Genomic DNA, 22,957 nt, shown 5'->3' on the forward strand with positions numbered 1-22,957 from the left:
GCGCCGGCCCCTCAAGACCGAAGGTGTAGGCGATCCGGCCGGAGGCCACGCTCGCCGTGTTGCCCGTCGACAGATGCCCCTCGTAGCCCTCCGGTGCTCCGACGGCGTAGTCGCCGGCGATCACCCCGGCGAACACGCCGACCTGACCGCCGCGCAACGTCGACGGATCGATGCCGGCGTTCTCGAAGGTTTCCCACGTCGTCTGCACCAGGAGACGCTGCTGCGGGTCGGTCGCGGTCGCCTCGCGCGGGCTCATGCCGAAGAACTCCGCGTCGAACAGGTCCGCGTCGTACAGGAACGCGCCCTCCTGGACGTACGACTTGCCGTGGCGGTCGGGATCCGGGTCGAACAGCTCACCGAGATCCCAGCCGCGGTTGGTCGGCAACGGTCCCACCGCGTCCACTGCGGATTCGACCAACTGCCACAGCCGGTCGGGTGAGTCGGCGCCGCCCGGGTAGTGGCAGGCCATCCCGACGATGGCGATCGGGTCCTCGTCGAGCGACTGTGCCGCGTGGACCGGCTGAGCGGACGATGCCGCCGAAGCACCGAGCTCCCCGTCCAGGAACCCGGCGAGCGCGGTCGGCGTCGGGTAGTCGAACACCAACGTCGACGGCAGCCGGATGCCGAGCGCGTCGGCGATCCGGTTGCGGAGCTCGACCGAGGTGAGCGAGTCGAAACCCAGGTCCCGGAACGCCCGGCCGGCGCCGATGGTCTCGCTCCCCGCATGACCGAGCACAGCCGCGGCCTTGTCCCGTACCAGATCGAGCAGGGCGGCGGGACGCTCCGCGGGCGGTACCGCCGCCAGCCGGTCGACCCGGCCGCCACCCGTCCCGGCGACCCGGCGAGCGGGTGTGCCGGCCAGGCCGCGGAGCATCGGATGCACGGGTTCCCGCAAGGCCTTCACGTCGACCCGGGCACCGACGGCAAGCGCCCGGTCGGTGGCGAGCGCGGCGTCGAACAGGGCGAGTGCCTCGTCGTCACGCAGCGCGGGCAGACCGGCGCGGGCCATGCGCTCCAGGTCCTGGGCATCGAGGTGTTCGGTGATCCCGCTCCGCCGCTCCCACATCCCCCAGGCCACCGACACCGCGGGCAGTCCGAGCACGCGCCGGTGCTGGGCGACGGCGTCGAGCGCGGCGTTGGCGGCGGCGTAGTTTCCCTGGCCCGAGCTGCCGAGCACGCCCGCGAGCGAGGAGAACAGCACGAAAGCGGCCAGATCAAGATGCTTGGTCAGCTCGTGCAGGTGCCATGCCGCGTCGACCTTCGGGCGCAGTACCGCGTGCAGGCGCTCGGGAGTGAGCGCGGCCACGACGCCGTCGTCGACGACCCCGGCCGCGTGGACGACCGCGGTCAGTGGATGCTCCTGCGGGATGCCGGCGAGCACGGCCCGCAGCGCCTCCCGGTCCGCGACGTCGCACCGGACCACGCTGACCTCGGCGCCGAGCTCGGCCAGCACCCCCGGATCACCGCCGGAGCGGCTGAGCAGCACCAGGTTCCGCATGCCGTGCCGGCGTACGAGGTGCTCGGCGACCGTGCGGCCGAGGCCGCCCGTGCCCCCGGTGATCAGCACTGTGCCGTTCGGGTCGAGCGCGGCCGGGATCGTGACGACGACCTTGCCGACGTGCTTGGCCTGCCCGAGGAACCGGAGGGCGGCCGGGGCGTTCCGCACGTCCCACGAGGTGACCGGCAACGGGCTCAGCACGCCCGCTTCGAACAGGGCGACCAACTCGGTGAGCATCTCCTTGATCCGGTCGGGCCCCGCCTCGCCGAGGTCGAACGCCCGGTAGCGCACACCGGGATGCTCCTCGGCCACGTCGGCGGCGTCGCGGATGTCGGCCTTGCCCATTTCGACGAACCGGCCGCCGCGCGGCATCAGCCGCAACGACGCGTCGAGGAACCCCTCGGTCAGCGAGTTCAGCACCATGTCGAAACCCTCGCCGCCGGTCGCCGCCCGCAGCCGCTCCTCGAAGTCGAGGTCGCGCGACGAGGCGAGGCGGTCCTCGGACAGTCCGGTCGCCGGCCACTTGGCCTGGCTCGCCGTGCCGTACACGACCGCGCCCCAGTGTCTGGCGAGCTGGACGGCGGCCATCCCGACGCCGCCGGCCGCGGCGTGCACCAGCACCGACTCACCGGCCCGCAACCGGCCGACGTCGACGAGGCCGTAGTAGGCGGTGAGGAACACGATCGGCGTCGCCGCGGCCTCGGCGAAGGTGAATCCGGCCGGTATCCGGGTGACCAGCCGGCGGTCGGTCACCGAGAGGGGACCTGCGGCACCGGTGAACATGCCCATCACCCGGTCACCCGGCCGGAGGTCGGTGACTTCGGCACCGACCTCCACGACCACGCCGGCACCCTCGCTGCCGATCGTGGCCTCGCCCGGATACCTGCCGAGCGCGATCAGCACATCCCGGAAGTTCACGCCGGCGGCACGCATGGACACGCGTACCTCGCCGGACTCCAGTGGCGCGGTCGCCGCAGGGCAGGGCGCCAGCTCGACGCTGTCGGTGGTGCCCCGCTCGGCCGTGGCGTCGAGCCGCCACGGCTCGGCGGGCACGCACAGCCGGGAAGGGCCGCCCGGCGCGATCCGGGGAACGTGCGGGATCCCGCCGCGGATCGCGAGCTGGGGATGCTGGGCGGGAAGGCCGGGCGGGAGTTCCCCGTCGGTGTCCACGAGTACGAACCGGCCGGGGTGCTCGGCCTGTGCGGACCGCACCAGCCCCCACACCGCCGCCCGGGAGGGGTCGGCGACCCGGTCGCCGGGGGCGGCGGCGACGGCGTCGCGGGTCGCGATCACCAGCGGCGGCCCGTCCGCACCGAGACGATCCCGCACCACGCGCAGGGCCTCGTCCGGGGTCGTGCACCACACGACATCCAGCTGTTCGCCGGAGCCCGGCGCCACCGGCATCCACGCGATGTCCAGCAACCGGTCCGAGGTCAGGTTCCCCTGCGGGACCGGCCGCATGGTCAGCGATTCGACGGTCAGCACCGGCTCGCCGGCCGGATCGGTGCACACCAGCCGGTAGCCATCCGTCCCCAGCGGACGGATGTGCACCCGCAGTTCGGTCGCCGCGTCGGCGTGACGGTGCACTCCGGACCAGGCGAACGGCAGCCGGACCCGGTCGGGATCGGCGTCGCCGAGACCGATGGCGTGCAGCGCGGCGTCGAGCAGCGCGGGGTGCAGGCCGTAGCCCGCGCTGTCGATCCCGTCGGGCAGCCGCACCTCGGCGTACACCTCGGCGCCCGCTCGCCACGCGGCGCGCAACCCGTGGAACGCGGGGCCGTAGCCGTAGCCGGCCGCCGCGATGCCCGGGTAGAAGTCGTCGACCGGGACCGGTGCGGCCCCGGCGGGCGGCCACGCCATCCGGTCCTGCGCCGGTGCGCCGGTGCCGGTGAGGACACCGCTCGCGTGCCGGACCCACTCGCCGTCATCGATACGGGAATGGATGGTGACGGGCCGGCGCCCCGTCTCGTCCGCGCTGCCGGCAACGGCCTGGACGGCCACCGAATCCCGGTCCGGCAGGACGAGTGGGACCTCGATGGTGAGCTCCTCGATGCCGGCCGCACCGACCTGGTCGGCCAGATGGCCGGCCAGGTCGACGAACGCCGTGCCGGGGAGCAGCAAGGCACCCGCGATGGTGTGGTCGGCCAGCCACGGGTGCGACCGGGGAGAAAGCCGCCCGGTGCACACCACCTCGTCGCGCTCGGCCAGCCGGACCGTGGCCCCGAGCAGCGCGTGCCCGGCGCCGCCGCCCCCGCCCCGCCCGGCCAGCCAGTACCGGTCCCGGCGGAAGGAGTACGTCGGCAGCTCGATCCGGCGACCTCCCGTTGCGTCGAAGTACGCACCCCAGTTCACGTCGGCGCCGCGGACATGCAGCCCCGCGAGCGCCTCGGTGGCGGTGTGGTCCTCCGGCCGGTTCGCCCTGGCCACCGCCAGCAGCGCGACCCCCGGTTCGTCCCCGAGCACCGAGCCCGCCATCCCGGCCAGCACGGCGTCGGGACCGACCTCGACGAACGTCCCCGTACCCGCAGCGCGCGCCGCCCGTACGCCGTCGGCGAACCGTACGGTCGCGCGGACGTGCTCGACCCAGTATTCGGGTGAGCGCAGCAGGTCGGCCGGGACGACCTCACCCGTCACGTCGGACACCACCGCGATCTGAGGGTCCCGGTAGGTGAGGCTCTGGGCGACGGCACGGAACTCCGCCAGCATCGGGTCCATCAGGGGCGAGTGGAACGCGTGGCTGACCCGCAACCGCCTGGTCCGGTGCCCGCGTGCGGACAGTTCCTCCGCGAGCCGGAGCACCACGTCCTCGTCACCGGAGAGCACGCCGGCACGGTCGGTGTTGACGGCCGCCACCGCCACCCGGCCGGCCACCGGAGCCACCGCCTCGGCGAGGACATCCGCGCCCGCCTCCACCGCGACCATCGCGCCACCGGCAGGCAGCGCCCGCATGAGCCGGCCACGCGCGCCGACCAGGGTGCACGCGTCGTCCAGGGACAGCACACCGGCCACGTGCGCGGCGGCGATCTCTCCCACCGAGTGCCCGATCACCAGGTCCGGACGCACACCCCAGTGCGCGAGCAGCCGGCACATGGCGACCTCGAAGGCGAACAGGGCCGGCTGTGTCCACCCGGTGTCCTGAAGGTCATTCTCACGGTCCGCGTCCCACATCACCTCGCGCAGGCCGTCGAAGCGGTCCACGATCTCGTCGAACGCCGCGGCGAACACCGGGAACCTGGCGGCCAGGTCCCGGCCCATCCCGGCTCGCTGGCTTCCCTGACCGGTGAACAGGAAGGCCACGCCGCCGAGTTCACCCGCCTCGCCCTGACCGTCCACCCTGGTCAGAGCGGTGCGGAGACCGTCGTGGTCGGTGGCGACGACGGCGGCCCGGCGGGGCAGCGCGGTGCGGTGCCTGGCGAGGGTCACGGCGACGTCGACCGGATGGGTGCCGGGATGGTCGTCCAGATAGCGGGCGAGCGATTCGGCCTGGGCACGCACACCGGCGTCGTCCGGCCCGGACAGCAACCAGGGCACCGTGACCACCGGCGGGGCCGGGTCCGGCTCGGGGCCCGCCGGCGCCTCCTCCAGGATCACGTGCGTGTTCGTTCCGCTGATGCCGAACGAGGACACACCGGCCCGGCGCGGCCGGTCGACCGCGGGCCACGGAAGCGACCCGGTGAGCAACTCGACCTTGCCCTCGGCCCAGTCGACGTGCGGGGTCGGCGCGTCGATGTGCAAGGTCTTCGGCAGGGTGGCGTGCCGGATGGCCTGGACCGCCTTGATCACGCCGGCCACCCCGGCGGCCGCCTGGGTGTGCCCGAGCGTCGACTTGACCGTCCCCAGCCACAGCGGTTCCGCCCGGTCCCGGCCGTAGGTGGCCAGTACGGCTCTGGCCTCGATCGGGTCGCCGAGCGTCGTTCCGGTGCCGTGCGCCTCCACCAGATCGACATCGGCGGGAGACAGGCCGGCGTCGGCGAGGGCCTGCCGGATCAGACGTTCCTGTGCCGCGCCGTTGGGCGCGGTCAACCCGTTCGACGCGCCGTCGGAGTTCATGGCGGTGCCCCGCACCACTGCGAGCACCGGATGGCCGTGCCGCACGGCGTCCGAGAGCCGTTCGACCAGCAGCATGCCGGCGCCCTCGGCGAACGCGGTCCCGTCGGCCGCGGCGGCGAACGCCTTGCACCGGCCGTCCGGGGCCAGCCCGCGCTGCCGGCTGAACTCGGTGAACACCCCAGGAGTGGCCATCACCGTCACACCGCCGACCACCGCGAGCCCGCACTCACGCCTGCGCAGGGCCCGCACCGCGAGGTGCAGCGCGACGAGGGAGGACGAGCACGCCGTGTCCACCGTGAGCGCGGGGCCCTCGAAGCCGAAGGTGTACGCGATCCGGCCGGATGCCACGCTGGTCGTGGTCCCGGTGAGCAGGTGCCCACCGACCCCGTCCGCCGGCTCGTGCAGCCTGTTGGCGTAGTCCTGGGCGATCACGCCGACGTACACGCCGGTGTCGCTGCCGCGCAATGTGCCGATGTCCATGCCCGCGCGCTCGAAGAGCTCCCACGAGGTCTCCAGCAGCAGCCGCTGCTGCGGGTCGGTCGCGGCGGCCTCTCTCGCGCTCATGCCGAAGAACCCGGCGTCGAAGCGGTCCGCGCCGGTGACGAACCCGCCTCGGGTGACGTAGCTGTGGCCCGGCAGGTCCGGGTCGGCGTCGTACAGCGCATCGAGGTCCCAGCCGCGGTCGGCCGGGAACGGGCCGATCGCGTCGCCCTCGGCGGCGATCAGCTCCCACAGCTCTTCCGGCGAGCTCACATCGCCCGGGTACCGGCAGCTCATGGCCACGATCGCGATGGGCTCGCGGTCGGCGTCGGTGACCTCGCGCAACCGCTGACGCGTGCGGCTCAGGTCCGCGGTGACGCGCTTGAGGTAGTCGCGCAGCTTGTCCTCGGTGGTCACCGCACCTCCAAGTCGTTGTCGATGAAGTCGAAGATCTCGCCGTCCGACGCGGTCTCCAGCCGCTCGTCCACCCCGTCGGGCGGGGCGACGCCGGCGAGCAGGTCGCGCAGCCGGTCGGTGACCCGCAGCAGGGTGGCCGGGTCCTCCTCGCCGCGCAGTGCGGCGGCCACCCGGTCCAGCTCGTCGAGCACGGATGGCGATTCCTGCCGGGGAAGCAACCGGTCACGAAGGTGGGTGGCCAGTGCGCGGGGCGTGGCATGGTCGAACACCAGCGTCGCCGGGAGGGTGAGCCCGGTGGCCGCCGCGAGGCGGTTGCGCAGCTCGACCCCGGTCAGCGAATCGAACCCCAGCTCCTTGAACGCACGGGTGTCGGCCACCGCCTGGGTGCCGGCGTGGCCGAGCACGGCGGCAGCGGTGGATCGCACCAGGTCGAGCACCGCGTCGGACCTGGCACGCTCGGACAGGCCGATGAGCCGCGTGGACCACGAGGCGTCGGGTGCACCGGCGGTCCTGACCCGGGTGCGGGCCGTCCCGGCCAGGCCACGCAGGACCGGGGGTACGGCATCGGCCCCGCGCAGCGTCGCGGTGTCGATCACCGCCGGCACCACCACCGGCAGGGCGCTGCCGAAAGCCGCGTCGAACAGCGCGAGCACCTGCTCGTCGGACATGGCGGGCAGGCCGTCGCGGGCCAGCCGGTCGCGGTCCGCGTCGTCGAGATGACCGGTCATACCGCTCGGTGTGGCCCACAGACCCCACGCCATCGACGTGGCGGGCAGTCCTTCGGAGTGCCGCCGTCTGGCGAGGCCGTCGAGGAACGCGTTCGCCGCGGCGTAGTTGGCCTGCCCCGGGCCGCCGAGCGTACCGGCGAGCGAGGAGAACAACACGAACGCCGACAGGTCGAGATCACGGGTCAGTTCGTCGAGGTGCACCGCGGCGTCGACCTTGGGGCGCAGCACGGCCTCCAGATCCTCCGGGGTGAGCCTGTCCACGGTGGCGTCGCGCAGCACCCCCGCCGCGTGGATCACGGCCGTGAGCGGGTGCTCGGCCGGGATGGCCGCGAGCACCCCGGCCATGGCGTCGCGGTCGGCGGCGTCCGCCTTGACGATCGTCACCTCGGCGTCCAGATCGGACAGATCGGCCGCGCGGCCGGACCGGCTCACCAGGACCAGGTTGCGCACGCCGGCGGTGGCGAGGTGCCGGGCGACGAGGGTGCCGAGGCCCCCGGTGCCGCCGGTGATCAGCACCGTGCCGGCCGGGTCGAGCGGTGCCGGGACACGCAGCACCACCTTGCCGATGTGACGCGCCTGGCCGAGGTGGCGGTACGCGTCGGGGGCGTGCCGGATGTCCCATGCGGTGACCGGCAGCGGCCGCAGTACGCCGGCCTCGACGAGGTCGCGGAGTTCGGCGAGTATCTCGCCGATCCGGTCGGGGCCGGCCTCGGCGAGGTCATAGGCGCGGTAGCCGGGCAGCCCGGTACGGATGTCGGTCTTGCCGAGTTCGAGGAACCGGCCGCCCGGCCGCATGGTCCGCAGCGAGGCGTCGACGAAGGGGCCGGCCAGCGAGTTCAGCACGATGTCCAGGTCCGCGAACCGGTCGGCGAAGTCGAGGTCGCGCGAGGAGGCGAGCCGGTCGGCCGGGATGTCCAGTGCGGACCACTTGGCCGGGTGCGCGGTGCCGAACACGTCGAGACCGAGGTGGCGGGCCAGCTGGGTGGCGGCCATCCCGACCCCGCCGGCCGCCGCGTGCACCAGGATCCGCTCGCCCGGCCGCGCGGCGCACAGGTCGACCAGGCCGTAGTAGGCGGTCAGGAACACGATCGGCATGCCGGCGGCCTCGGCGAACCCCGTGCCGCGCGGCATCCGGGTGACCAGACGCCGGTCGGTGACCGTCACCGGGCCGGCGCCACTCGCGAACAGGCCCATCACCCGGTCACCGGGGGCCAGGTCGGTCACGTCCGGTGCGACCTCGGTGACCACGCCGGCGCCCTCGGTGGCCGCGGCCCGGTCGTCGTCGGGCACCATGCCCAGGGTGATCAGCACGTCCCGGAAGTTCACGCCGACCGCACGCACGGAGATGCGGACCTGACCGGGTGCCAGGGGATGTGCGGCCTCGGGACACGGGACCAGACGGAGCCGGTCGAGGCTGCCGAGCGCACCCCGGGCCAGCCGCCACGGTCCGGCGGGCACCGGCATTCCCTCGTCGGCGCGGGCCAGTCCGGGTGCCATGGCGACACCGTCCCGCACCACCAGTTGCGGTTCGCCGGTGCCGGCCACCCCGGCCGGCGCCTCATCGGTGTCCAGGAGGGCGAACCGGCCGGGGTGCTCGGTCTGCGCGGTGCGGATCAGCCCCCACACGGCCGCACCGACGGGGTCGACCGCCCCGGCTCCCTCGGCCCGCCCGGTCACCACCGTCACGGGTGGACCCTCGCCGGCGTGGTCGCGCACGAGTCGGAGCGCCCGGGTGGTGGCCGCGCGAACGTCGGTTTCCGTCGTGAAGTCCGCGACGACGCGGTCCGCGTCCTCGGTGGCCTCGGCCTCGACCCAGTCGAGCGCGTACAGCGGTGGCCGGACGGTCAGCGAGCCGGCGGCGAACGGCCGCACGGTCAGGGCACCGATCTCCAGCACCGGTTCGCCCTGTTCGTCGGTGATCAGCACGGAGACGGTGTCACCGTCGACTTCGGTCAGCCGGACCCGGACCCGGGTGGCACCGACCGCGTGCAGGGTCACGTCGCGATAGTTGAACGGCAGCCGCGCCGCTCCGTCGAGCGCCGCGGCGTGCAGCGCGGCGTCGAGCAGGGCCGGATGCACGCCGAACGCGCCGGGTTCGACGGGCAGCTCCACCTCGGCGTAACGCACCCGGTCGCCCTGCCAGGCCGCCACCAGGCCGCGGAACGCCGGGCCGTAGCCGAGACCGGCCTCGGCGAGCCGCTCGTAGGCGCCGCGGAGGTCCAGTTCCGTCGCTTCCTCGGGTGGCCAGGACAGGGGCGGCAGGGGGGTGCCGGTGTCCGGCGCGAGGAGACCGGAGGCGTGGACGGTCCACTGCTCGTCGCCGCCGCTGTGGATGCTGATCTCGCGGTGACCGTTTCGTTCCGCGCCGACCACCACCTGCACGCGCACGGACTCCGTCCCGGGCAGCGGCAGCGGCTGGTGCAGGGTCAGCTCGGCGATGCGGCCGCAGCCGGTCAGGTGCCCGGCATGAGCCGCCAGCTCCACGAACGCGGCACCGGGCAGTAGCGGCGTATGCGACACCGCGTGGTCGGCGAGCCACGGCTGGCGGGGGAGCGACAGCAGTCCGGTGAGGACGGTCTCGCCGGTGTGCGCAGTGTCGACCACGGCCTTCAGCAGGGGGTGGTCGGCCTGCCCGAGACCGAGATCGGTGACGTTGCCGGCCACGGTGTCGACCCAGTACCGGCTGCGCTGGAACGGATAGCCGGGCAGGTCCACCGGTGCGGTGGGCTCGATGAGGGTCGCCCAGTCGATGTCCGCGCCGTGGACGTATGCCTCGGCGGCCGCGGCACGGAACCGGCGCAGGTCGCCCTCGTCCCGCCGTAGGGTGCCGACGGCGGTGTGGTCGAGGCCGACGGCGAGCACCGGGTGCGGGCTCACCTCGATGAACAGGCCGTGCCCCGCGTCCGCGAGCGCCGTCGTGGCCTGCGCGAAGCGCACCTGCTCGCGGAGGTTGCGGTACCAGTAGTCACCGTCCAGGGCGGACGTGTCGATGAGTTCACCGGTCAGGGTGGAGTAGAAGGGCACGCTCGACGGCCGGGGTGCGACGCCCGCGAGCGCGGTACGCAGCTCGTCCTGGATCTGCTCGACCTGCGGGGAGTGGGACGCGTAGTCCACGGGCACCCGTCGCGCGCGGATGTCCCTCTTCGCGCACAACGCCATCAGGTCGTCGAGCGCGTCGTTCTGTCCGGAGACGACGGTCGACATCGGACCGTTGACGGCCGCGACGCCGGCCCCGGCACCGAGCAGCGCCTCGACCTCCTTCGCCGGCAGTGCCACCGACACCATGCCGCCCCCGCCGGCGAGTGCGGTGAGGGCCCTGGACCGCAGGGTGACGATCCGGGCGGCATCCTCGATACCGAGGGCTCCCGCGACATAGGCCGCCGCGATCTCCCCCTGCGAGTGCCCGACGACGGCGTCCGGCCGGACGCCGACCGACTTCCACAGTTCGGCGAGGGAGACCATCACGGCGAACAACGCCGGCTGCACGATGTCGACCCGGTCGAGCGGGCCGGCCAGCTCCTCGGCCAGGTCCCAGTCGACGAACGGGCCCATCGCCTCTGAGCAGCGGCGGATCGACTCGGCGAACACCGGCGACTCGTTCATCAGCCCGGTCGCCATGCCCACCCACTGCGACCCCTGCCCGGGGAAGACGAACGCGCAGCGCCCGTCCTGCGCGACCCCTCGGACCAGGCCGGGAGCCGGGCGGTCCTCGGCCAGCGCACGCAAGGCGGCCTGCCTGTCGTCGAACAGCGCGGCCCGGTGGCGGAAGTGCGCCCTGCGCGTGGCCAGTGTGTGGGCGACAGCACCGGGATCGGTGGCCGCCATGCCCGCCAGCTCCTCGGCACGTTGTCGCAGGGCCGGCGCCGAGCCGGCCGACAGCACCCACGGCGCGTCGGCGGTTCCCGGCGACACCGCTGTGTCGGGGCCCTGCTCCAGTACGACGTGGGCGTTGGTGCCGCTGATGCCGAACGACGACACCGCGGCCCGCCTCGGCCGGTCGGCGGTGTCGTCGGGGCCGGGCCACGGGGTGTGCTCGGTCAGCAGCGACACCCCGCCCGAGGCCCAGTCCACGTGCGGGGTCGGTTCATCGATGTGCAGGGTCTTCGGCAGCATTCCGTGCCGCATGGCCTGCACCATCTTGATCACACCGGCGACCCCGGCGGCGGCCTGGGTGTGGCCGAGGTTGGACTTGAGCGATCCCAGCAGCAGCGGGGTCGGCCGGTCGCGGCCGTACGTGGCGAGCAGGGCCCCGGCCTCGACCGGATCACCGAGCGTCGTGCCGGTCCCGTGCGCCTCGACCGCGTCCACCTCGGCAGGGGTCAGGCCCGCGTCGGCCAGCGCGTCGCGGATGACCCGTTCCTGCGAGGGGCCGTTGGGTGCGGTGAGCTGGCTGCTCGTGCCGTCCTGGTTGACGGCACTGCCGCGCACGACGGCGAGGACCGGGTTCCCGTCCCGCTGGGCGTCGGAGAGCCTGCGCAGCATGAGGACGCCGGCGCCCTCGGCCCAACTCGTGCCGTCGGCCGCCGCGGCGAACGGCTTGCAGCGCCCGTCCTTCGCCAGGCCGCGCTGCCTGCTGAACTCGATGAAGGTGTCGGGGGTCGCCATCACCGTCACCCCGCCCGCCAGCGCGTGATCGCACTCGCCGCGCCGCAGCGACTGCACGGCGAGGTGGATGGCGACCAGGGAGGACGAGCACGCGGTGTCGATGGTGAGCGCGGGGCCCTCGAAACCGAAGGTGTAGGAGATCCGGCCGGAGGCGACGCTGCCCGCGCTGCCGCTGCCGAGGTAGCCCTCGTACTCCGCGGGCATGGGACGCAGCCGGGCGGCGTAGTCGTCGTACATCACGCCTGTCCACACGCCGGTCCGGCTGCCGCGCAGATCCGCCGGGTCCATCCCGGCCCGCTCCACCGCCTCCCAGGCGATCTCCAGGAGCAGCCGCTGCTGCGGGTCGGTCGCCGCGGCCTCGCGCGGGCTCATACCGAAGAACTCCGCGTCGAACTCGTCCGCGTCGTGCAGGAACCCGCCCTCGCGTACGTAGGACCGCCCGTGCCGGTCGGGGTCCGGGTCGTGCAACTCGCCGAGCGGCCACCCCCGGTTGGCCGGGAACGGTGTGATCGCGTCGACACCGCCGGACACCAGTTGCCACAACTGGTCCGGGTCGCGTACGTCTCCCGGATACCGGCAGGCCATCGCCACGATCGCGACCGGCTCGGCCGCTCTGGCCTCGACCTCGGCCAATTGTCGTCGGGTGTCGCGCAGTTCGGCGGTCGCCCGGCGCAGATAGTCCCGGAGCTTGTCCTCGGCGGTCAGTTGGGTGGTCACGAATGAAAGGCTCACGGCGCGGGCTAAGGAGCCCCTTGCAACCGTCTAAAGGCTTTAGGGCGGGCGAAGGTTGCGGTTAGCGGGTGTGGCGAGGCTGGGCGGCACCACCATCAGTCGCTGCCGGGAAGGGACGATCATGACCGAAGCGCCGGAGATACCGGCCACGCTCGAGGAACGCATCCGGAACTGGAGCATCTACGCGCCGTGGTTGCAGCAGTCCACCGTCGAGCACTGGGAGGAGATGCGCGCACACGCGCCGATCGTCCGGTCCGAGCAGCACGGCGGGTTCTGGATCCTCACCAGGTACGAGGACATCGAGTGGGCGGCGAAGAACCCGGACATCTTCTCCAGCGCCGAGCTCACCGTGCCGCACCGGAGGATCTTCCACGAGAAGCTGATCCCGATCCAGCTCGACGGGGATGTCCACCGCAAATGGCGACAGACGCTCGCCGAGCTGTTCAACCCGAGCGCGGTCAATCACTTCACCCCGCAGCTGCGCCAGGCGACCATCGACACCGTCGAGCCGATCGTCCGCAAGGGACGGTGCGAGCTGATCTCCGAGTACGCCTCGGTGCTCCCGTCCGAGGCGTTCCTGATCGCGTTCGGAATCGGTCGCGAACACCTCAAGGCGTTCGTGGACCACAAGGACTGGCTGCGCCGGGTCGGCATCCCCAGCGCCCGTACCGACGAGGAACTGCGCGCGGCGAACAAGCCGCTGTGGGACTTCTTCGGAGCGGCCATCGACCGGCGCAGGGCCGAGGGCACCGAGGGCAGGCGGGATGTGATCAGCAGGCTGCTGCACGCCACCTACGACGGGCGCCCGCCGACCCGTGACGAGATGATCAACGCGTTGTTCGTCGCGATGCTCGCCAGCCTGGACACCACCTCCTCCCAGCTGAGCCTGGTCTTCCGGTACCTGGCCACGGACCCGGAGGCACAGCGCACGGTCGTGGAGTCCCCGGAGTCCATCCCGCGCATCGTCGAGGAGCTGATCCGGCACGAACCGGTGTCCACCACCGGCCGGGTGGTGACCCGCGATGTCGAGCGGCACGGGGTCACCCTGCGCGAGGGCGACCGGGTGCTCATGTCCTGGGGCATGGCCGGGCGGGACCCGGACGTCTTCACCGACGCCGGCCGAGTCGACTTCGACCGCCAGGTGACCCGGCACCTCGCCTTCGGTGCGGGCCCGCACCGCTGCCTCGGCATGCACCTCGCCCGCCGGATCATCCAGCTGGCCGTGGAGGTCTGGCACGAGAGGATCCCGAACTACCACCTGACCCCCGGGACCGAGCCGACGCACCACTACTCACCGGCACTCGGCGTGTTCGACCTCGACGTCACCGTGGGAGCCCCGGCATGAAGGTGCGCGTCGACCCGGAACTGTGCATGGGGCACACCATGTGCCAGGCCCGTGCCGCCGAGGTCTTCCGGCTCTCCGATGAAGGCTTCAACGAGATGGGCGAGTTCGATGTCCCGGACGGGCTGGCCGCCGCGGTCCGCCGGGGCGCCGTAGCCTGCCCCGAACGGGCGATCACCATCCTCGACGGGCAGGACGGGACGTAGGGGCTTTCGTTCGGATCACGCCGGGCTCGCGGGGTCTGGCCTGATCCGGACGAAAGGCCCTAACGCTTCTTGTCCGTGAGGGCTTCCAGGCACGGCTTCATCACGTCGGCGATGCGTTCCGGGTCGACCGTGCGGAGCGGGTCGAGTTCGAGCAGGTGGCGACCGATGGTGATGCCGAGCAGCGTGCTGACCGTCAGCGCGGCCCGCAGTTCCGCGTCGTCGCCGCCGATGACGTCGCTGATCTGGGTGAGCTGGCGGGTGTTGGCCGCGCGGACCTGCTCGGCCGCCTCCGGATAGGTCAGCATCGAGCGCAGCAGGGCCAGCGAGGTGTCGGGCACCTCGCCGAGCTTGACGCCGAGGATGCCGAGCAGCAACTCGGCCAGCTTCTCCTGGCCGCCCTCCATCGCCTCCTGCGACGACACCGTGATCGCCCGCCGGAACAGCTCGTCCTTGCTGCCGAAGTGCTGCATGACAAGTGCGGGGTCGACCTGGGCCTTGGCCGCCACCGCGCGGATGGTGGTCCGGTCGTAGCCGGACTCGCTGAACAGCGCGCGTGCGGCGGCGAGGATCCGTTTGGCTGTCAGCGCACGTCGTTGGGCGCGGGGCAGTTGTTCCTCGGATCTGGTCACGGTGCCACTGTACCGAAGTTCGCACAACAGGCGTTGACTGAAATCTGGTGCCACTTGTAGGGTCATTCACTCATCATCCGTTGAGTGAATGGAGACTCGCGTGGCAACGTCCACGACAACCGCCGAGCGGACGGAGCTGATGCGTGTCCTGCCCGGCCTGCTGTTAGCGATGTTGCTCGCCCAGCTCGACGCGATGATCGTCAGCACGGCGCTGCCGACCATCGTGGGTGAGATGGGCGGGGTGGATCAGCTCTCCTGGGTCGTCACCGCGTACACCCTGGCCACGCTGGCCTCGACGCCGTTGTACGGCAAGTTCGGCGATCTCTACGGTCGCAAGTGGATCCTGGTCTTTGCGATCGTGGTCTTCATGCTCGGCTCCGCACTGTGCGGCGCGGCTCAGACCATAGGCCAGCTCATCGCGTTCCGCGCACTGCAGGGAATCGGCGCGGGCGGCCTGCTGGTCGGGGTCATCGCGATCATCGGGCACCTGGCCACCCCTCGCGAGCGCGGAAAGTTCCAGAGCTTCATCGCCGCGCTCGGCGCCGTCGCGATGATCGGCGGGCCGCTGATCGGTGGCTTCCTCACCGACGTGGCGTCCTGGCGGTGGGCGTTCCTGATCAACCTGCCGATCGGCGCGATCGCGCTGGTGATCGTCGTGACCCGGCTCAACCACGTCGGGCAGCGGGTCGAGCACAAGATCGACTACCTCGGCGCGCTGCTGGTCGCCCTGTTCGCCGTCGCGATCGTCCTGGTCACCAGCTGGGGAGGGGTGAAGTTCGACTGGGACTCGCCGCAGATCCTGCTGCTCGCCGCGGCCGGCGTGGTGGTGTTCGTCGCGATGCTGCTGGTGGAACGCAGGGCCGCCGAACCAGTGCTTCCCCTGCGGCTGTTCGCCATCCGGAACTTCAGCATCGCCCAGGTCCTGACCTTCCTGGTCGGGTTCGCGATGTACAGCATGGTCGCGTTCCTGCCGCTGTACCAGCAGTCGGCGCACGGCTATTCGGCCACCAGCAGCGGCCTGCTGCTGCTGCCGATGCTCGGGGCGTCGCTGGTCACCACCATGTACTCCGGCACCCTGCTGACCAAGACCGACAACCACCGGGCGATCCTCATCGGCGGCAGCTTCCTGTTCGCCGCCGGCCTGTGTCTGCTGCTGCTGGTCGACCAGGGCACGAGCGAGCTGCTGTTCTCGCTCTACATGATCGTCTTCGGCCTCGGGCTCGGCGTGCTCTTCCAGGTCACCGTGGTCACCGCCCAGAACAGCGTCGAGCGCGCGAACATGGGGGTGGCCAGCAGCACGGTCACCTTCTCCCGGTCCATCGGTGGTTCGTTCGGTGTGGCGTTGTTCGGCTCGGTGTTCACCGGGCGCCTGCTGGACGGGCTGGCACAGCGCCTGCCGGCCGACGAATACGCGCGGCTGGCCGGTGGGTCGGGGCGGCTCGACCCCGCCGGCATCGAGGGGCTCGCGGACTCGGTGCGGGAGGGATACATAGCTTCCGTCGTCGATGCCACTCACATGCTGTTCGTGTGGGCGGCTCCCTTCGGGGTGCTGGCCTTCCTGATCGCCTTCGCGGTCCGGGCACACAAGACGGCCGAATAGGAGGTGGTCACATCATGGGCGCCCGCCGGGTGCCCATGATGTGACCACCATGAAGCGAAAGCGGCCCGGAACCGGTTCCCCAACCGGTTCCGGGCCCTTTTGGCGCTGCGGACAGGCCGGCGCCTCGGACCGGGCCGGCGCTTTAGACCAGGCGTAGGCGTCCCTTAGCGAACCTCTCGATTCTTGTGCTGACTTTGGACACCAGAGAGGGGCGAGTCATGACGCAGACAGCCTTCGAGCTGCCGGGTTCCGCAGGCCGTATCAACACGCTGTTCGGTGGCAAGCTGCCGGTCGAGAGCATCTACGGGCCGCACGGTTCCCAGATCTACAACCACTTCACCCGCAACGACCGCGCGGAGATCGACGACATGCTGCGCGTGTCCGAGCCGCACTCGGGGCCGGTGCTGGAGCTGGCATGCGGCAACGGCCGGACGACAATACCGTTCCTGGAGGCGGGCTACGACGTGGTCGGCCTCGACTCCTCGCCCGACATGCTGGCCCGGCTGTCGGACCGGCTCACCGAGTCCGGCCGGCCCGAGCTGGGGGACAAGCTCGAGACCGTCGAGGGGGACATGAGCTCGTTCTCCCTCGGCCGCACCTTCGGCATCGTCCTGCTCGGCATGACCACCGTGTGGAACCTCGACGAGGAGCACCGCGCCGGTCTGTTCCGCTCCGTGCGTGAGCACCTGGCCGAGGACGGCCGGTTCCTGCTGACGCTGCTGGAGTTCCCCGGCCTCGACGACTCGGCGGCCCCGTTCGAGACCATCGTGGCCACCGACGCCCACGACAGCGTCGCCCCGGTCTCGGTCACCATGATCGAGCACGTCGACCCCGGCGAGCGGCGGCGGCTGACCAGCTTCGTGACCCATCGCGTCGTGGACGGCGCCGTCACCGACAGCCGGATCTACACCGCGTGGACCCACCTGATCACCCCGGCGATGCTGACCGAGGAGATCGAGAGCGCCGGGCTGCGCGTGCGCGAGATCCACGAGGTCAGTGTGCGCAACCAGATCATGAAGCACAGCGCCTACGTCGGGCGGCGCCGGGTGCTGCTCGAGGTCTCCCACTAGGGCCGGCGCATGTCCAACGAACTCGATTCCGTGACCGCGACGCCGGGATCGGCGTCCGCGGTCGAGGGGCAGGGGACGGCGGTCTCGCTCGCGTTGATCGTGGGCTGTCAGCTGATGGTCGCGATAGGGTTCTCGTCGCTGAACATCGCCCTGCCGGCGATCAGATCCGGGCTGAACCTCTCGCTCAGCGAACTGTCGTGGGTGACCAACCTCTACATGCTCACCTTCTCCGGCCTGCTGCTGCTCGGCGGCCGGGCGGGCGACCTGCTCGGCCGACGCCGTGTGTTCCTGGCGGGCATCGCGGTGTTCACGGTGTCCTCACTGGTCGGCACGCTGGCCGACTCGTCGGCGATGCTGCTCGTCGCCCTGGTCGGACAGGGTGCGGGCGCCGCGTTCGCCGAGCCTGCCTCGCTCTCCCTGATCGCGGTCAATTTCACCGAGGGCAGTCGCCGCGACCGGGCGCTCGCGGTGTTCGCCACCGCGGCCGGGCTCGGCCTGGCCGTCGGTCTGCTCGTCGGCGGCCTGCTCAGCGAGATCTCCTGGCGGGCGGCGTTGTTCGTGAACGTCCCGCTCGGACTGATCATCCTCGTGGGCACGCCGTTCGTGCTGCGGGAGTCCCCGCGCAACCGTGGCCGGTTCGACGTGGGCGGCGCACTGACGGTGACCTTCGGCGTCGTTGCGCTGGTGTTCGGGCTGACCAGGGCCGGCTCGGCCGGGTGGAGCGACGGGTGGGTGCTCGGCTCGTTCGTCGCCGCAATCGTGCTGCTGGTGTCGGCGGTCCTGGTCGAAGCGCGGGCGAGCCACCCCCTGGTGCCCTTGCACCTGTTCAGGAACGGGCGACGGGCGACGGCGTACATCAACACCGTGCTCGTCGGCACGGTCGGCGCGGCGATGCTGTTCTGCCTGACCCAGTTCCTGGAGGACATCGTGGGGTTCAGCCCGATCGAGGCCGGCTTCGCGTTCCTGCCGCTCGCGGTGACCCTGTTCTGCGCGGCCGTCGCCACACCGAGGCTGATCGCCCTGCGCGGGGCGAAAGCGGTCGTCGTCGCCGGGGCGGCCTCGCTGACGGCGGGCACGCTCTGGCTGTCGTTCCTCAGCCAGGACACCTCGTACGCGGCGGGTGTGCTCGGCCCGCTGCTGCTGATCGGGGCGGGGCAGGGCAGCAGTGTCACCGCGCTCAACTCGCTGATCCTGGCCGGGGTTCCGCATGGTGACTCCGGCGCGGCCTCCGGCCTGCAGCAGAGCACGATGCGCATCGGCGCATCGCTCGGGCTGGCGGCCACGGTAACCATGATCAGTACGGTCGGCCGCGCGGCGCCGGGTGAGGACGGCGCTTCGATAGCACGGGCGCACGAGATCATGGCCGACGGGTTCGGGCGGGCCTTCGCCCTGTCGAGCGCGCTCATCGCCGTCGGCCTGGTGATCGCGGTGTTCCTGTTGCGCGACAACCATTCGGTGGCCCGACCGCAGGAGAAGCCCTTGTCCTACCGGTCATGACCGGTGGCCCAACGGCTTCCCGGTTCGACGTTCGACGTCGTCGGTCACCCGACCTGCTGAGGTCTCCGGGACCCGACGACAGCATGTGACGCGGCCGTTCTCCACGCTTCGAGATCTCGATCGACGAAGCGATGGAGAACGGCCGTTGTCGATGCGTCTCCTCGTCACGGTCGACCGGCGGATCGCGCCCCCGCGCCGGGACCCGGCCGCACGAGGTCGTGAAGTGTCCCTCCGAGAAAGGGCACTTGGAGCGGGGCGACCCCGGGATCCCGACCGTGACGGACTCCGGCCACGATGTCGACCGTCTCTCCCGTCCCCCACCCGCTGGGTGAGGAGGACGCGCACAGCAGCCGAGGCCCTCGCATGACGTCCCCCTCCGCCACCAGCGAGGGTGAGACAGTGCCGTTGAACCGGCACACCCGTTCACCTTGAACTTTAGGGACCGGCAAGGCCGTCGCAAGAGGGGGCTAAGACGCCCGGCCGACACTGGTGCCCGTCAAGGAAGGTTCCGCACGTTTCGCAGCGGCCCAGCTCGTTCACCGTCTGTGCCGCAGCCGCCGCAAGCCCCGGACACGACCGGTACGAGGACATTGCTCCATCGGCTGATCGGGCGACTGAATCCACGGTAAACGCACCGACCTCCCTTGACTGGGCACTGGCCGGAAGAGTCGAGCGAAGGCGGGGTTGCTGGATGGCCGAGGGGATTGCCGAGAACGCGGTCGCGATTGTGGGCGTCTCGTGCCGGTTGCCGGGCGCGGAGGATCCCGCCGCGTTCTGGCGGCTGTTGCTGGCCGGCGAGCACGCGATCGCCGAGGTCCCTTCCGGCCGGTGGACACCGACGCCGATGACCAGGTTCGGTGCCTTCCTGCCGGAAGTCGACCGGTTCGACGCCGCGTTCTTCGGCATCAGTCCACGTGAGGCCGCACTGCTGGACCCGCAGCAGCGGCTCATGCTCGAACTGGCATGGGAGGCCGCGGAGGACGCCGGAGTCCCGCCGACGAGCCTGCGCGGCGGCCGGACCGGCGTCTTCGTCGGTGCGATGTGGGACGACTACGCATCGATCGTCCGCAACGCCGGGATGATCGGCCGGCACGCGATCACCGGGGTGCACCGCGGCATCCTCGCCAACCGGGTGTCCTACGTGCTCGGACTGCGGGGCCCGAGCCTCACCGTCGACACCGCGCAGTCCTCGTCGCTGGTAGCGGTGCATCTGGCGGTCGAGAGCCTGCGGCGGGGAGACTGCGAGACCGCGATCGCCGGTGGGGTGAACCTCAACCTCTTCGCCGACAGCGCGCTGATGGCAGCCCAGTTCGGTGGCCTGTCCCCTGACGGCCGCTGCTATACCTTCGACGCGCGCGCCAACGGTTACGTACGTGGCGAAGGCGGTGGCGCGGTGCTGCTCAAGCCACTGGCCAGGGCGGTCGCCGACGGCGATGACATCTACTGTGTGATCCGCGGCGGTGCGGTCAACAACGACGGTGCGACCGACGGCCTGACCGTGCCGAGCGCGGCGGCACAGCAGGACGTCGTCGAGCGGGCCATGCGCGACGCGGGCGTGCGCGCGGCCGATGTGCGGTACGTCGAGCTGCACGGAACCGGCACACCCGTCGGCGATCCGATCGAGGCGACCGCGCTCGGCGCCGCGCTCGGCGGTGACCGGGCCGAGCCGCTGCTCGTCGGGTCGGCCAAGACCAACGTCGGGCACCTGGAGGGCGCGGCCGGAATCGTCGGCCTGCTGAAGGCCACCCTGAGCATCCGGCACGGAGAGCTGCCGGCGAGTCTGAACTTCACCGAACCCAACCCGCGCATCCCACTCGACGAGCTGCGCCTCAGCGTGGTCACCGAGTCGAGGACGTGGCCGGGACCCGCGGTCGCCGGGGTCAGCTCCTTCGGCATGGGCGGCACCAACTGCCATCTCGTCCTGGCCGGGATCGAGAGGCAGGAAGGCGTGCCCCGGCCGCCCGCCCCGGCCGCCGGGCCGTGGGTCCTGTCCGCGCGCTCGCCGGCCGCGCTTCGGGCGCAGGCCGGACGCCTGCTGGACGCCCTGCCCGCCGGTGAACCCGACGATGTCGGGCTGTCGCTCGCCACGACCAGGTCGGCGTTCAAGTACCGGGCCGCCGTTCTCGGCCAGGATCCCACTGCTGGGCTCGCCGCGCTCCGCGACGGCACGGAGTCCCCGTCCGTCCTCACCGGACAGGCCGGGGCGGGTGGTGGCACGGCGTTCCTGTTCACCGGTCAGGGCAGCCAGCGCGCCGGCATGGGCCTGCAACTGCGTGAGCAGTCACCCGTGTTCGCGGCAGCGTTCGACGAGGTGTGCGCCGAGCTCGACCGGCACCTCGACCGGCCGATGGCCGCGGTCATCGCCGACGGTGCGGCCCTGCAGCAGACCGGTTACGCGCAGCCCGCCCTGTTCGCCGTCGAGGTCGCGCTGGCCCGGTTGCTCGAACACTGGGGCATCCGCCCGGACATCCTGTGCGGACACTCCATCGGGGAACTGGTCGCCGCGCACCTGGCCGGCGTGCTCGACCTGCCGAGCGCGGCGGCCCTGGTGGCCGCGCGTGGGCGGCTGATGCAGAAGCTTCCGCCCGGTGGTGGGATGGCGGCGATCGAGGCCGCCGAGGACGAGGTCCGGCCGGTGGTGCGGGAGTTCCCGGGCGTGGACGTCGCCGCGGTGAACGGCCCACAGGCGACCGTCGTCTCCGGGGACCTGGACCAGGTGGCGGAAGTCGCCGCCCTGTTCCGCGAGCGGGACAGGCGGACCAGCTCGTTGCGGGTGAGCCACGCATTCCACTCCGGGCTGATGGATCCCATGCTCGAGGAGTTCCGCCGGGTCGCGGAGGGGCTCGACTACTCGTCTCCCTCGATTCCGGTGCTGTCCAACGTCACGGGGACACTGGCCGGGGACGAGCTGGCCACACCCGGCTACTGGGTGCGGCATGTGCGGGCGACCGTCCGGTTCGGCGACTGCGTGCGCCTGCTGCAGGACCACGACGTCACGGCCTGTGTCGAGCTCGGCCCCGATGCCGTGCTGAGCGCGATGGCCCGGCCGTCCCTCCCGGACACCGTGCAGGTGATCCCGACCCTGCGCCGTGATCACGAGGAGCTGCCGGCACTGCTGACGACGCTCGGCCGGGCGTTCACCGCCGGAGTCGAGGTGGACTGGCGGGCCGTGTTCGGGCGGGCCGAGCGGGTACGCCTGCCTACCTATGCCTTCCAGCGGGAACGGCACTGGGTGGACACCGGGGAGGTGCCGCCGGCCGCACCGCAGACGGAGGTGTCGTTCGCCGGCAGGCTCGCCGAGGCGAGCAAGGACGAGCAGGACACCATGCTGCTCGACCTGGTCCTCAGTACCACCGCGACCGTGCTGGGACACGTGACGTCGGACGCGGTGGACGTGGAGCGGGCATTCCGGGAGCAGGGGTTCGACTCGCTGACCGCGGTCGAGTTCGGCAACCGGCTCTCCGTGACCACCGGGCTGCGGCTGCCGTCCAGTCTGCTCTTCAACTACCCGACGCCCATGGCGTTGACCGAGCATCTGTATGCCGAGCTGGTCGGCGACCGGGCCGTCGCCGAGCCGGTCGCGCCGGCACGGGTCGCCGACGACGATCCGATCGCCATCGTCGGGATGGCCTGCCGCTATCCGGGAGGGGTCGCCAACCCGGCGGACCTGTGGGAGTTCGTGGCCGGTGAGCGGGACGCCATCGGTTCCTTCCCCACCGACCGGGGCTGGGACCTCGACGCGCTGTTCGACCCCGACCCGGCCGCGCGCGGGAAGTCGTACGTGCGGGAGGGCGGCTTCCTGTCCGACGCCGCCGGGTTCGACGCGGAGTTCTTCGGCATCGGTCCGCGCGAAGCGGCGGCGATGGATCCGCAGCAGCGGATCCTGCTCGAGGTCTCGTGGGAGGCGCTGGAGCACGCGGGTGTCGAGCCGAAGTCTCTGCGGGGCGGCCACACCGGGGTGTTCGTCGGCGCGACCGCGCAGGAGTACGGCCCCCGGTTGCACGAGCCCGCCGACGGTTTCGACGGGTACCGGCTGACCGGCGGCACGGCGAGCGTGGCGTCCGGCCGGATCGCGTACACGCTGGGCACCGAGGGACCCGCGG

The 22,957-nt window shown here is 71.9% G+C and carries 8 protein-coding genes and 1 pseudogene; 6 read left to right on the forward strand and 3 right to left on the reverse strand.

Annotated features, from left to right (window positions below):
- Window positions 1-6,445: SDR family NAD(P)-dependent oxidoreductase (locus ACWCPY_RS40425; protein ID WP_451273766.1), on the reverse strand; the 6,445-nt coding region annotated here is incomplete at its 3' end.
- Window positions 6,442-12,495 (reverse strand): annotated as a pseudogene (locus ACWCPY_RS40430) (SDR family NAD(P)-dependent oxidoreductase); the annotation flags it as partial. The pseudogene ACWCPY_RS40430 and the gene ACWCPY_RS40425, both read right to left, overlap by 4 nt.
- A 136-nt stretch (window positions 12,496-12,631) precedes the next feature.
- Between ACWCPY_RS40430 and ACWCPY_RS40435 the strand changes: the two are divergent.
- Window positions 12,632-13,855, forward strand: a complete 1,224-nt coding sequence (locus ACWCPY_RS40435) for a cytochrome P450 (protein WP_451273768.1) — start codon at window positions 12,632-12,634, stop codon at window positions 13,853-13,855.
- On the forward strand, window positions 13,852-14,058 hold the full coding sequence (locus ACWCPY_RS40440) for a ferredoxin (protein ID WP_451273770.1): 207 nt from the start codon (window positions 13,852-13,854) through the stop codon (window positions 14,056-14,058). The genes ACWCPY_RS40435 and ACWCPY_RS40440 overlap by 4 nt, the downstream gene beginning before the upstream one ends.
- 59 nt (window positions 14,059-14,117) lie before the next feature.
- Here ACWCPY_RS40440 and ACWCPY_RS40445 read toward each other — a convergent pair whose 3' ends face one another.
- Complete coding sequence (locus ACWCPY_RS40445) at window positions 14,118-14,687, reverse strand: TetR/AcrR family transcriptional regulator (RefSeq protein WP_451273772.1); 570 nt, start codon at window positions 14,685-14,687, stop codon at window positions 14,118-14,120.
- 100 nt (window positions 14,688-14,787) lie between these two features.
- On the opposite strand from ACWCPY_RS40445, the gene ACWCPY_RS40450 reads away from it, so the two are divergent.
- The 4 genes from ACWCPY_RS40450 to ACWCPY_RS40465 form a co-directional block, all read left to right on the forward strand.
- A complete protein-coding gene (locus tag ACWCPY_RS40450) occupies window positions 14,788-16,287 on the forward strand; it encodes an MDR family MFS transporter (RefSeq protein ID WP_451273774.1) in 1,500 nt (499 codons plus the stop codon).
- Between the two features lie 218 nt (window positions 16,288-16,505).
- Window positions 16,506-17,357, forward strand: coding sequence for a daptide-type RiPP biosynthesis methyltransferase (gene mpaM / locus ACWCPY_RS40455; protein ID WP_451273776.1), 852 nt, complete (start codon window positions 16,506-16,508; stop codon window positions 17,355-17,357).
- A gap of 9 nt (window positions 17,358-17,366) precedes the next feature.
- The gene (locus ACWCPY_RS40460) at window positions 17,367-18,854 is read left to right on the forward strand and encodes an MFS transporter (protein ID WP_451273778.1); all 1,488 of its coding nucleotides are present in this window, start codon (window positions 17,367-17,369) and stop codon (window positions 18,852-18,854) included.
- Between the two features lie 691 nt (window positions 18,855-19,545).
- Window positions 19,546-22,957, forward strand: a 3,412-nt coding sequence (locus ACWCPY_RS40465) for a type I polyketide synthase (protein ID WP_451273780.1), incomplete at its 3' end; no start/stop codon positions are given.

Source organism: Streptomyces sp. NPDC002403 (assembly GCF_053593015.1).

Coding starts and splice junctions, on each gene's coding strand:
- ACWCPY_RS40435 (WP_451273768.1), top strand. CDS start 12,632: ATGACCGAAGCGCCGGAGATACCGGCCACGCTCGAGGAACGCATCCGG.
- ACWCPY_RS40440 (WP_451273770.1), top strand. CDS start 13,852: ATGAAGGTGCGCGTCGACCCGGAACTGTGCATGGGGCACACCATGTGC.
- mpaM (WP_451273776.1), top strand. CDS start 16,506: ATGACGCAGACAGCCTTCGAGCTGCCGGGTTCCGCAGGCCGTATCAAC.
- ACWCPY_RS40460 (WP_451273778.1), top strand. CDS start 17,367: ATGTCCAACGAACTCGATTCCGTGACCGCGACGCCGGGATCGGCGTCC.